The organism is Blautia glucerasea (assembly GCF_020537505.1).
In the GTDB taxonomy this organism is placed as follows: Bacteria; Bacillota; Clostridia; order Lachnospirales; family Lachnospiraceae; genus Blautia_A.
The window spans coordinates 44,115-56,556 of sequence record NZ_JAJBMO010000026.1 but is presented as its reverse complement, the minus strand read 5'-3'; the positions used below and the strand labels follow the sequence as shown (position 1 = coordinate 56,556).

The following is a 12,442-nucleotide window of genomic DNA, read 5'->3' as shown; positions in this document are numbered from 1 at the left end:
CCCATTGTCCGAATGCGTCCCTCTTCGACGAACTTTTCAACCCACAAAATAGCAACTATATTGTCTGGCTGGGCGCAGCTCCGAACTGCTTCTTGTAGGCGCGGGAGAAGGTGGTGTAGTCGGAGAAACCACTTAACTGGGCGGCTTTTAGGACGGGAATGCCTTCGGCAATTTTGGTGCGGGCCAGGAGTAGACGCTTGTTGATGATGTAGTTGTGGATGGTGTAGCCAGTTTCGTCTTTGAATTTTCGCATCATGTGGTACTTGCTCAGATAGTATTTCCGGGCAAGGGTTTCGATGGAGAGGTCTTCGGTAAGGTTGTGGTTGATGTACCGGAGAAGCTCTTCCACCTGGGAGTCGCTGCTGTAGGAGTGGGTGTCGTAGATGTACTGTTTCTCCAGAAAAATGCGGTTTACATATACCATAAACTGGGTGAAAAGGGCGGTGCCAAGAAGGTCACTGCCGAATTTTTCGTCTTTTAGGGCAGCTTCTAATTCATAGAGAAGCTGTTTTAATTTTTCCTGGGTGCCAGAGTCAAGGCGGATCAGGTTGAAGCTTCGGTCGATGGCTTTCTGGAAGCAGCGGAGCAGGTCGGTCGCTGCAATATCGTCCCGGATCCAGAGCACGAAGCGCTCGTAGGGGACGGAGAAGTCAATCTCCGGTTTGTGTATGGCGTGACGGTTCACAAGAAGAATGTCCCAGGGCTTTAGGTAGTAGGATTTTCCCTCAATGTGGTAGGCTGCCTTTCCGGAGAGAAAGACGATTACCTTGTGAAAATCATGGTAATGGTAGGAAAATTCCCGTTTGGTCTGATCTTTGATGTGAAAAAGCCGGAAGTTCTGCTCCAGATAGCCGGTTTTTTCCGTAGGCTCATTAAAATAGTTCATAGGCAGCAGCTCCTGTTCTTGAAAGATTAAGGCATGCATGGCAGTATAAGGGGACTGCCCGCAATATCCTGCGAAGCAATTATTACACAATTGGTTGACTGCAATATTATAAGCTGTTCTTATTATAGAATAATAACCGCATTTTTTGCAATATATTTCGCAAGTTCTTCTATATACATTGGAAAAATAAACGATATACTGGATATATAAGATGCGTTTTAGGAAAGAAAATCCAAAGCCTCGGGCGTTTCGCCAGGAAATGGATTTTGAAGGTTACTGTGCCGTGAGTGGCGGTAACGATTTCGGTGAGTATATAAATTCAGTGAGAAAGGGATTGAAAACAATGAGAGACAGCATTATCATGACAAAATATCAGGGCTTTGGAAACGATTATCTGGTACTGGATGCGAAGAAAAATCAATTGCAGCTACAGGGCAAAAAAGTAGCCCTTCTTTGCCAGCGTGGATTTGGTCTTGGCGCAGACGGTGTGCTTTACGGCCCAGTTGAGATGAATGGAAAAATGGGAATGCGCATTTTCAATTCCGATGGAAGCGAAGCAGCTATCAGTGGAAACGGTGTCTGTATTTTTGCAAAATATCTTATGGACAATGAGTATGTGACAGAGAAAAAATTTGCCATTGAAACTTTATCCGGAACAATTGAGGTAGAGTGCCTGAACGCCAGAGCCTCAGAATTTCGTGTAAACATGGGCAAGGCCTCTTTCCTTTCTAAAGAAATTCCAGTAACAGGAGAGATCCGCGAGGTGATCGATGAGCCATTTACCTTCAAGCAGAAGGAATACAAGGCGACCTGTCTTACCGTAGGAAATCCACATTGCATTATTTTTATGGACCAGATATCCCCGGAAAAAGTGCGGGAGCTTGGACCATATGTGGAAAATGCAGACGATTTCCCGGAAAGAGTGAACCTACAGATCTGCCGTCAGATCGACAAGGGCAATCTGGATATTGAAATCTGGGAGCGGGGAAGTGGATATACAAAAGCATCTGGTACAGGCAGCTGTGCAGCAGCTATTGCAGCTTACCGAAAAGGTTTGATGGAGAACCGGATCAATGTAAACCAGCCCGGTGGCATGATCCAGATTGACATCCAGGACGATGGAACTATTTTTATGACCGGGACAGTTGGATATATTGCGGAGATCAGTGTGGCGGAGAGCTTTTTCTCATAAAAAGAACATGTCGCCTATTGGTAACGTCATCAGCAAAATATTGGAAAAAGTGAGTAAGGATTCAGGTATAGAAGTAAGAAGACTTCTGCATCTGAATCCTTTTTTTCGCGGGCAACGAGCCAAAGTCCGGGCTTGCACGAGACCTTGGCGACTGCCGCGAAACCTATGAGAAACACGCTCTGCGAGTTTTTCATAGGTGCGGGCAACGAGCCAAAGTCCAGTTCTTCCTTCTTATTGATAAAAAAAGTACAATGTGTCACGGAAAAAAAGATAGACACATCTAACATAAATATGTTAAATTAACAAATGTTAGATAATACTAATATGAGCTGAAGAGGAGAAAGAGAATGACTGACAAAAAGTTATTTAGAAAAATTGCTCCGATTATCATGAGCGTGGTTGTTGCAATGACCAGCTCACCTGTCGGAGTAATGGCAGAAGACTTTACCTCTGGTGATGTTGCCGTTGTAGAGGAATATACCCAGGAGGAAGAGACAGATACTTATGACGAGTATTCTGAAGACGTAGCTTCTGAAGATGCTGCTGAAAGTGGCTTTGATGCAGCAGAGGAAGAGGACGGTTTTGGCGATGGAGAAACAGAAGATGAATTTACTTCTGATTCCGAAGCAGCGCTGTTCTCTGACGGAGAGACAGAGGTGGAAACACAGTCTGTTGAAGGTGTGGAGTATGTTTTAATGAACATCCCATATGAGGCTTTTTACAGATCCCAGCTTAGCAACAACAATGTAATAGTAGATGCTTTTACCTCAGCTACCTTAAATAAATCCAGAACAGCTGGTATGATGAACGGTAATGCAGCTTATCATACAGATGCAGCAGGAACCAATCTTGCTGGTGTAACGTTCCCGGTAAAGATCAGTGATCCATCTGTCCTTGCAAACCTGAAACAGGTTACAGAGGATACTTCCGTAACCATTTCTGTTACAAACAGAGGACAGACCAGCAACAACACCTACACTGGAAAGAATGCACTGATCGAAAGTGCTGATTATTCTTATTATATCTTAACAGAAGCTCCTTCTTATTATAAAGAGCTGACCGTAGATGAGGCTGGAAACTTCTCATTTGGACCAGTTCAGGGAATGGATGCACAGACAGTTTCTATTGCATCTACATTTACAACAGATACATCATATGGCGATTATGAGTTAGATCTGAATGATGACACCTTTGGAAAGTATATCACTTTACAGTCTAGTGATTCAAATGCAGTTCTTGACAGTGTTTACGGCGCTGTGATCAATACAACAGACGGAACTACCTATGCTCTCCGCCATCTTGAAAATATCTGGAGAGGCGGCCATCTGGCATGGAGCACTGGATTTACCACAACAGTTCACGGCGGTCCGGTAAGCTCAGCGCATTACGTATCCATGATGGGCAAAACCATTTCCAGTGTAACCTACTATACAAGCAAGGGAATCATCAATTTTGATATTGAGGATACCTATGTTCCGGTAACAACTGGAATCACAGCAACAGCAGCAGATGTAAAAACCTCTGATACAGCTCTTAAGGTAGAGCTTTCCGCTGCGCTTCCTTTCGATTTTGCAGTTTCTTATACCGTAGACGGCGTAAAGGCTGAAGGAAAAGATGGTGTTGTAACAATTGACAAGCTGAAAATGGGACAGCATGAGGTTGTTGTTTCTGATGCAAACGGAAAATATGCCCCTATCAGCACAGCATTTGAGGCAAAAACAGATGTTAAGCCAGCTGTATATAACGAATATGATCTGAAGCTGACAGCAGCTACAGATATTACAGCTGAGCAGTTTGCAGCATACATCAAAGCAATTTCCAAAGTAAAAGTTGGGAAAAAAGAGTATGCAGCAACCGGAAGAGGAGCTGTGACAGTTGTTAAGGAAGATGGTTCCTTTGATTTTTCCAAGGCGGCTGTAAATGAAGGTGATACAGTAACTGTATATGCAACAGGATATGAAAATGTAACCTTTACTTACAGCGAAAGCGTTTATGCATACGCAGGTCTTACATGGGCTCAGTACTGGGCTGCTGAAAATGTTCTCAATGCAGGAAGCACAGCTTCCTCTGATACTGCAGACAGAAGAGGCGAGAAAGACCTTGGCGCATTTGACGCAGTAACAAGAGCAACTTCTAATCATGGACTTCATAGAGGAAGCTTCCAGACAATTGCAACAATTTATACAACAGCTGGAAACTCATACAACTTAGCAGGCTGGAAGGATAAATCAACAATGATCCTTACGGACGGAAGTACAGCTTCTTTTGGAAGAGGCACTGTGAATGGAGAAAATATTGATCATTATGTAGTATCTGGACTGAAATACGTTCCTGTAAAAGTGAAGAGAGCAGACTATAGCGCATTTAAAGAAGCTTATACAGTTGTGGAAAATGGCGGAACCTTATTCGGAGGCTTTGGAGAAGATAACTTACAGGCCTATACAGCAACTGCGGCAGTAACCGGAAGTACCAATGGATTAAAGACAGCTGTGAAAGCAGAGGATGGCTCCTTTACTTTCAGCGCAAGAGCAAACGGTTCCGATTCCGGACTGAAGGATACTGCACAGAAAACAGCAGATGGCATTACAGTTACTGTAAAACCTGGAAATGGTTCCTATGGTGAGTTTCTCAGAGTTGACCTTACCGGAAACTATGGTGGTCTTGGTGAGGCCATGCAGGCTGTAAAATGGACCTATTATGGAAATGACAGCACATACAGCACTCCGCTCCAGTCTTATGGAACTAAGTTTGCAGCAGATAACTGGATGCATAGAAAGATGGGAGTACAGCTTGGACTTAGTGATTCCTTAAGATGCCAGCTTCCAGAAGGATATGATGGAACCGGATACTGGACACTGACAGTTTACGGACTTGGCTATGCAGATTACACTGTAAAATTCCAGGCTGCATCTGAAAATATTGCAAAACCTGCAGGCGATGCAGATTCCGCTCCACTGGAAAACATTATCGCAGAAGCAAAAGCTTTAAATGAGGCTGAGTACACTCCTGAGAGCTGGGCTGCTGCAAAAGACAATATTGCAAACGAGCTGGAAGAGTGCGAGGACATGCTTGCAAACATCAGCCAGCAGACAACTTACGGTGTAGAAGAGCAGATCGGACATTTAAGAGAAGCTATTGACAGCCTTGTAAAAGCGGAATTCAAGCTGAGTGCAGAAAAAGCGTCTCTGGATACAGACAAGAACAAAACAACAACACTGAAAGTTACTACCAACATGACAGGTGATGTTACCTGGAAGAGCAGCAATGAAAAAGTGGCAACTGTTGATAAAAACGGTAAAGTAACAGCTGTAAAGGCTGGTACCGCAACTATCACAGCAACACTGGGATTGAAGAGCGCAGCCTGCACCGTTACTGTTAAAGAAGTTGTAAAGCCAACCCCAACTCCAAAACCAGTAGCTCCAACTCCAGCTCCGGTTCTTACAGCAAAAGCACAGGCCGCAACCATTTACGCTGGTGGAACTACAGGAAACACAACTACTATTAATGTAACAAAGAGCGGAATCACAGAAGCTGCTAAATTTACAAGCAGCAACCCAGCAGTAGCAACTGTAGATGCAAACGGAAAAGTAACTGCAAAGAAAGCAGGAAAAGCAACTATCACAGTAACTGCTGGAAAACTTACCGCAAAAGTTGACATCATTGTTGCGAAGGCTGGCGTTACCGCAAAAGCAAATAGCGCAGTGATCTATACAAAGGGACAGAAATCAACAAACCTTACGGTAACAAAGAATGGTATCAGCGGAACTGCAAAATACACATCCAGCAACAAGAAGGTTGCAACCGTTTCTTCTAAAGGTAAAGTAACCGCAAAGAAAGCTGGAAAAGCAGTTATCACTGTAAAAGTTGGAAAATATACCACAAAGGTTACAATCCAGGTTAAGAACCCAACCTTAAAGCTTGCTAAATCATCTGCAACAATTAAGAAAGGCAAGACCGCTACTATTAAGGCAACCACTACTCCAAAAGGAAAAGTAAAATACACATCCAGCAACAAGAAAGTTGCAACTGTTTCCACTAAGGGTGTTGTAACAGGTAAGAAGAAAGGTACAGCAACCATTACAGTTACATGCAATGGCGTATCTAAGAAATTCAAAGTAAAAGTAAAATAATGTTACCGTTCACTCCGTGACCAGTAACAAAATAATGGCTGCTGTTTTACACACAACCATTAAATGATATGAGTGTCAAAAGGTCTTTTGCCACTCATTTGATACCCCGGATTGCTCCGCAGCTACGCTGCTCCCGCAATCCTCCAAATATTCGAAATCCGCTGATTTACTGCGTAAATCGCTACTTTCTCATATTTGGCGTGTCCCAAGTTCAAACGCCTTATCGTGCAAGCACGAACGGCTTTTTGACCTTTTGACACTGGTATCATTAAATAAGGTAAAAGCAGAAACGGGGGCCGTTTAATAACAGCCCCTGCTTTTGCTTGTAAATGGAAAGTAATTTTACAAAGCAATTTATGATGTACCAGGCAGGAGACAGCATGAAAAAAACAGACGACAATAAGAATCACTTTGAAAAAAAGAATCTGGTTAAATTAGCCCCGGCTGTGGTAGTGATCGCAGCAGTGGCCGCCGCAGGTGCCCGGAATATGGATGCAAAGACCAGTCAGACAGCAGATGAAAAAAGCATTGTAAAATCAATAGAGGTAGAAAACTGGCTGAAAACAGCTTATACATATGAAGAAGAGGAAGAAATTCTGAAAAATAATGGAAATCAGTCTTCTTCCAGTAAGAAAAAGAAATCCCAAACAACATTGAAAACAGGTGGAATAAAAAAGGGTTCTGCCAAGACTCTGCCTGTAAGGTCTGCAGAAGCAACTGGACAGGGGCAGGGAACAACCACCACGCCTACCACAGAAGTTCCGAAAGACGGTTACAAAGATGGCACTTATCAGGGAAGCGGAACTGGTTTTGGAGGAACTATCACAGTACAGGTAACAGTATCCGGGGGAAAAATTACGGAAATAGATATCATAAGTGCTTCTGGAGAAACAGGCTCTTATTTATCCAATGCTACAGGCGTGATCAGCAGGATCCTTTCCAGCCAGTCTCCCAATGTGGATGCGGTCAGTGGTGCTACTTATTCTTCCAATGGAATCATCCAGGCGGTACAAAATGCCTTAGGAAAAGCTGCAAACAGTAAGAAGAAAGTAACCCCGACTCCAAAGCCAACAAAAAAGCCACAGCAGGATACTTCTGTTCATTATAAAGACGGGATTTATGAGGGACAGGCAGAAGGCTTTGACGGGCCTGTAACAGTAAAAGTCACCATAAAAAAAGGAAAGATCAAAAAAATAACAAATACCAATACAGATACTCCGGAATTCTTTAACAAGGCATGGAAAAATATTAAAGCAGATGTGCTTGCAAGACAAAGTCTGTCCGGCGTAGATGCGGTCAGTGGCGCAACATTTTCTTCCAATGGTATCCTTGGAGCTATTTCCCAGGCACTTTCCCAGGCGTCTGCAGATCCTGACTCCGGGGAAAAGGGCGAAATCACGCCAGTTCCAACACAGACGCCATCTGATGAAGCGCCGACAGTAACCCCGCAGCCCACAGTTCCCCCAGATACACCATCTGATGATCCGGATACTCCATCTGAAGTGAAGACATTGAAAGACGGCACTTATACGGCCTCTGCCTATGGATATTCAGGTCTTGTTAATATAACCTTGACCGTAAAAGATGGAAAAATTATTGAAATCACAAATACAAATTCAGATACAAGAAGCTTTTTTAATAAAGCATGGAGAAAGATCCAGCCACAGATTCTGGAAAAACAGACCGCAGAAGGAATCGATACGGTTTCCGGTGCAACCTTTTCCTCTACAGGAATCCTGGATGCGTCAAAATCGGCGCTTGAACAGGCGAAAATTACTGAAGTGGAGCCTACTGTAACTCCGAAGCCTACAAGCACACCAAAACCGACAGAAGCGCCGCAGCCGACAGAAGCACCAGAACCAACCAGCACCCCGGAGCCTACCAGTATTCCAGAGCCTACCAGCACGCCGGCACCAGAGGAGACACCGGAACCAACCAGTGCACCACAGCCAACAGAAGCGCCAGAGCCTACCAGTATTCCAGAGCCAACTCCGGCTGGATTTTATAAAGATGGAACCTATACTGGCATTGGGGAGGGCAATGATGGTCCGGATAGTGTGCAGGTAACGGTGACTATTTCCGGTGGTCAGATCGTCAGTGCAACCTATACTTCCTATGATGACGAGGACTATGTGGATGAGGCCTGGAACGGAATTATTGGACAGGTGCTGGGAAGCCAGTCTGTGGACAGTATAGATACCGTATCTGGCTGCACCTATTCCTCCAAGGGAATTATCCAGGCATTTAGAAATGCATTAAACCAGGCAAAAGGAGCATAACCCATGAAATACCAGAGTTTTATTATGAGAGTTTTATGTCTGATCCTGATCATTGGAGCGGTACTTGGCTACAATTCCATGCAGAAAAAGGACAGTGATACAGAAAAAGACCAGCAGATCGCCAGCCTGACCACAAGAGTGGAGGCTTTGGAAAAGCAGCAGGACGAGATCTTAAGTGCAATTGAGGAGGCTTCCAAGGCCCAGGAAGAGGCGAAGAAGAAAGCAGAGGAAGAAGCAAAGAACAAGAATGACAGTGCTGCGAAAAAGGATGCAGATGCTGCTGATAAAGAGGAAGAAGACCAGGCTGACGCAGACAGTGAAGAGGATTCTTCTGAGGAAAGTGAAGACCTTGCATATAAAAATGGAACCTACACAGGAGACGGACAGGGATTTGGAGGAAACATCCAGGTTCAGGTTACCCTTGAAAATGACACCATCACAGACATTCAGGTGGTAAGTGCACCAGGTGAGGACTCCGCATATCTTTCCCAGGGACAGGGCGTGATCAGCACCATTCTGGCTGCCCAGAGCACAGATGTGGATACCATTTCCGGTGCAACCTTCAGCTCCACTGGAATTATCAACGCTGTAAATGATGCACTTGGAAAGGCGGAAAATCAATGAAAAAAAGGCAGAGAAAAATCCGGCTGATCCGCGCCGGAATCCAGCTTCTGTTTTTCATTTTTGCCCCGGCACTTTTTTCTACAGCCTTTGCCGGTGTAAAATCCATTTTCCAGGCAATCGCAGCGCATCAGGCGGTCACATGGAATTCTTTCCTGGATGTGACAGCCGTACTGCTTGTGGTAACCAGTCTGTTTGGACGGCATTTCTGTGGATATGCATGTGCATTTGGCTCGCTGGGAGATGCGTTGTATGAGCTGACCGTGTTTGTGAGACAGAAAGTATTTCATAAGAAGGGACGCCACGGTTATTCAGAGAAGACGATCCGCATTCTTCAGAAAGTGAAGTATATCTGGCTGGCAGTTTTGCTGATTTCCATTCTTACCGGCTGGTATGGACAGCTTCAGGGCATGAGCCCATGGGACGTATTTTCCATGCTGACTGCGGGAAGACTGCCTGGAGCCACTTACAAGACCGGCATTATCCTGCTGATCCTGATCATGATCGGAATGTGCACCCAGGAACGGTTTTTCTGCCAGTTCCTCTGCCCAATGGGCGCAATTTTTGCTATAATGCCTATAGCACCCTCCGCACTTTTTAACCGTGACCGAAACACCTGTCCGGCGAAATGTGGTGCCTGCAAAAAACGCTGCCCGGCCCACCTTGACATTGACGGTGATACCCCTCTTTCCGGAGAATGTATCTGCTGCCACGCCTGCCAGGGAATCTGTCCGAAGAAAAATATCCGGATCGGGATCCCGAAGGTGAAGGAAGAGAGGAAAGCAGTACAGGAGAATGCAGCAAAAGTTTAAGAACAGTAGATTAAAATAACAGCAGAAAGAACAGGATATGAGTAAGAGAAGAAGAGAAGCGGAATTTCAGAATGAAATTGATTTAAATAAGGTATATTGTGAAAAGAAACCAGTGAAAGGCTTGTTACATAGTTGTTTGAGTTCAGTTAGTGGAGGAACTCATTTGAGACAGAGAGGCGTGGTTGGAGTTCTATGCAGCAGTTTGCTGCTTAGTGGTGCCTCGGGAATAATGCCGGGAAAAACAACTACAGTTGTTTACGCAGCCGACATAGAAAAATACACAAATGCAGACTTCGCAATGGACACAGTAGTTTCCGAAACCCTTTACACCTCCGGCGAAGACATCAACATCCAGATTGGCGAAAAGCTCCGCGAAATGGAAACCACCCTCCTTTCCTGGACAGACGAAAATTCCCAGATTTCCCAGCTGAACAATGCCGACGGCGGGACGGTGGAGGTTGACACTGATCTTGCTGCAGACCTTGCGAAAATCTGTCAGCTCTCCCAGGATTCCGAGGGTGCCTTTGATCCCACCCTCGGAAAGCTCATCCGCCTGTGGGACATCGACGGCGAGAACCCTCACGTACCAGACCGGTCTGAGATTGACGCCCTTCTCCCCGAAGTGGGCTACGGGAAAATCCAGCTGAATGGGAACCAGGTAACCCTCCTGGATGGCTGTACCCTGGATCTTGGTGCCGTTGGAAAAGGCATGGGCTGCGACCTGATCATGGATTACCTGAAAACCCAGCCTGACGTTTCAGGCATGATCCTGAACCTGGGCGGCAGCAGCGTTATGACCTACGGCGAAAAGCCCGACGGCTCTCCCTGGAAAGTTGCCCTCACCGATCCCCGGGATACCGAAGGGGACTACCTTGGAGCCATCACCCTGGATGCCGATCAGTTCCTGTCCACCTCCGGCGATTACGAGAAATATTTCATAGAAGACGGAACCCGCTACCACCACATCCTGGATCCCAAGACCGGATACCCTGTCTGGAATGGCCTCACCTCCGTCACCATCGTCTGCGGCCAGGGCTACCTTGCCGACGGCCTCTCCACCGCCTGCTTCGTCCTGGGTATGGACGCATCCAAGCCCCTCCTGGAGAAATATGGCGCAGAAGCGGTCTTTGTAGACGAAGATAAGAATATATATGTGACAAGTGGTTTGATGGATAAGTTTGAATTGATGAAAGACGGATACACAGTAAACGAAGCATAGGATACGCTTACATAAAAAGAACCCTGGTTGATAGCCAAAACTATCGCCCAGAGTTCTTTTTTTCAACTAACAGCATTTGGACTGGGTATATTCCTAAGCGCGCATCCCCGCGTGGAATATACCCAGTCCAAACGCGTACGGTACTAATACCTCACGGAATCCTCTTTAAAACTTCTTTCGTCAGCACTCCGATCAGCAGTCCCGTCACAACTCCCGACACCATCAGCGCCGGAGCATAATAATACAACAGTCCTATGGTATGCGTGGCAGGAATCGCCACCAGCAGCTGCCCGATATTGTGGGAAACACCGCCAGCCACACTCACGCCCAGGTGTCCGAAGTCCACCTTATTTTTCACAAAAACCATCACGATCAAGCTAAGGGTCGCACCCGCCAGGCTATACATAATACTGGACCCGCTTCCAAACATAAACCCGATAATAAAAATCCTCACAACCGAAACCAGCGCCGCCTCTTTCCAGGTATACCTCTCCAGCACAAAAAGCACCGCCAGGTTTGCCAGCCCCAGCTTCATCCCCGGAATTCCTGCAAAAAAGGGAATCAACGACTCCACATACCCAAAAATAATCGCAATCGCCGCAAACAGCCCAAGATACGCCGTCTTCTTCTGATCCATAGACCTACACCACTGCGTCAAATCCACCATCAGAACCCTGTGAATCTGAATCGCCCTCTCCCTGAATGACTACTCTGTTGGGCAGGCACACAATATATCCACCTGCACTGCCAACCGCCGGCTGCTTTATACAAAGATGATCCGGGCAGTCCGCCTCCGTCATCTTCACTTCGCCGTCCTTAATTTCACACACATTGGTATCCCCGATCTGGATCACCTGATCCTCGTCCAGTGAATACGTCCCATAAAGCTCCCCATCCACTGTGATCTGAATAGAACCATGAGTCCCATGGGGAACCACATAAACGAAAATACAAAGCACCACTGAAATAACCAGCAGCGCACCGATAAATACCGCTTCTTTTTTCTTCAAATAAATACCTCTCTAAGAAAATCAGCCTGCTGCAACACGAAGAAATACATAGGATCCGTCCTGCCAGCACGCTACCCTGTTTTTTTATAAACACCAGTTAATGATAAAAGAAATCGAAACATTTTTCAACCCATTCTAAAATCCATTTTTGAGAAAAAATTGCAACAGGAAGACACGGCCGCTTTTTATTGTAATTTCCCCCCGAATATGCTATTGTATAGTTTGAAAGTCTGTGTGCCGCCGGGGCAATTGCTTTAAGTGAGCGGCATTGTTGAAGAAATGTAGCAGTGAAG

9 protein-coding genes are annotated in these 12,442 nt (G+C 45.6%); 6 read left to right on the top strand and 3 right to left on the bottom strand.

The window, feature by feature from the left end:
- Window positions 1-55 precede the first annotated feature (55 nt).
- Complete coding sequence (locus tag LIQ05_RS16210; protein ID WP_226822345.1) at window positions 56-886, bottom strand: helix-turn-helix domain-containing protein; 831 nt, start codon at window positions 884-886, stop codon at window positions 56-58.
- 343 nt (window positions 887-1,229) lie between these two features.
- On the opposite strand from LIQ05_RS16210, the gene dapF reads away from it, so the two are divergent.
- The 6 genes from dapF (at window position 1,230) to LIQ05_RS16180 (ending at window position 11,139) form a co-directional block, all read left to right on the top strand.
- The gene (dapF, locus tag LIQ05_RS16205; RefSeq protein WP_226822347.1) at window positions 1,230-2,078 is read left to right on the top strand and encodes a diaminopimelate epimerase; all 849 of its coding nucleotides are present in this window, start codon (window positions 1,230-1,232) and stop codon (window positions 2,076-2,078) included.
- A 347-nt stretch (window positions 2,079-2,425) separates the two neighbouring features.
- Entirely contained in the window at window positions 2,426-6,208 is a 3,783-nt protein-coding gene (locus tag LIQ05_RS16200) for a penicillin-binding Tp47 domain C-containing protein (RefSeq protein WP_226822343.1), read from the top strand.
- 380 nt (window positions 6,209-6,588) lie between these two features.
- Window positions 6,589-8,487: an FMN-binding protein gene (locus LIQ05_RS16195; protein ID WP_226822341.1), complete on the top strand. Its 1,899-nt coding sequence runs from the start codon at window positions 6,589-6,591 to the stop codon at window positions 8,485-8,487.
- A 3-nt stretch (window positions 8,488-8,490) separates the two neighbouring features.
- The gene (locus LIQ05_RS16190) at window positions 8,491-9,111 is read left to right on the top strand and encodes an FMN-binding protein (RefSeq protein WP_226822339.1); all 621 of its coding nucleotides are present in this window, start codon (window positions 8,491-8,493) and stop codon (window positions 9,109-9,111) included.
- A complete protein-coding gene (locus LIQ05_RS16185; protein ID WP_226822337.1) occupies window positions 9,108-9,920 on the top strand; it encodes a 4Fe-4S binding protein in 813 nt (270 codons plus the stop codon). Before LIQ05_RS16190 ends, LIQ05_RS16185 begins: the two co-directional genes overlap by 4 nt.
- A 163-nt stretch (window positions 9,921-10,083) precedes the next feature.
- Complete coding sequence (locus tag LIQ05_RS16180; RefSeq protein WP_226822335.1) at window positions 10,084-11,139, top strand: FAD:protein FMN transferase; 1,056 nt, start codon at window positions 10,084-10,086, stop codon at window positions 11,137-11,139.
- A gap of 151 nt (window positions 11,140-11,290) precedes the next feature.
- Here the strand turns inward: LIQ05_RS16180 and LIQ05_RS16175 are convergent, their stop codons facing one another.
- Both LIQ05_RS16175 and LIQ05_RS16170 read right to left on the bottom strand, forming a co-directional pair.
- Window positions 11,291-11,776, bottom strand: coding sequence for a Gx transporter family protein (locus tag LIQ05_RS16175; RefSeq protein WP_226822333.1), 486 nt, complete (start codon window positions 11,774-11,776; stop codon window positions 11,291-11,293).
- Window positions 11,777-11,780: 4 nt separating this feature from the next.
- Window positions 11,781-12,149, bottom strand: coding sequence for a NusG domain II-containing protein (locus LIQ05_RS16170; RefSeq protein ID WP_226822331.1), 369 nt, complete (start codon window positions 12,147-12,149; stop codon window positions 11,781-11,783).
- Window positions 12,150-12,442: the final 293 nt, after the last annotated feature.

What these genes read in the sequence shown, in the direction of transcription:
- LIQ05_RS16210 (WP_226822345.1), bottom strand. Translation starts at nt 886, where the DNA reads ATGAACTATTTTAATGAGCCTACGGAAAAAACCGGCTATCTGGAGCAG.
- dapF (WP_226822347.1), top strand. Translation starts at nt 1,230, where the DNA reads ATGAGAGACAGCATTATCATGACAAAATATCAGGGCTTTGGAAACGAT.
- LIQ05_RS16200 (WP_226822343.1), top strand. Translation starts at nt 2,426, where the DNA reads ATGACTGACAAAAAGTTATTTAGAAAAATTGCTCCGATTATCATGAGC.
- LIQ05_RS16195 (WP_226822341.1), top strand. Translation starts at nt 6,589, where the DNA reads ATGAAAAAAACAGACGACAATAAGAATCACTTTGAAAAAAAGAATCTG.
- LIQ05_RS16190 (WP_226822339.1), top strand. Translation starts at nt 8,491, where the DNA reads ATGAAATACCAGAGTTTTATTATGAGAGTTTTATGTCTGATCCTGATC.
- LIQ05_RS16185 (WP_226822337.1), top strand. Translation starts at nt 9,108, where the DNA reads ATGAAAAAAAGGCAGAGAAAAATCCGGCTGATCCGCGCCGGAATCCAG.
- LIQ05_RS16175 (WP_226822333.1), bottom strand. Translation starts at nt 11,776, where the DNA reads ATGGATCAGAAGAAGACGGCGTATCTTGGGCTGTTTGCGGCGATTGCG.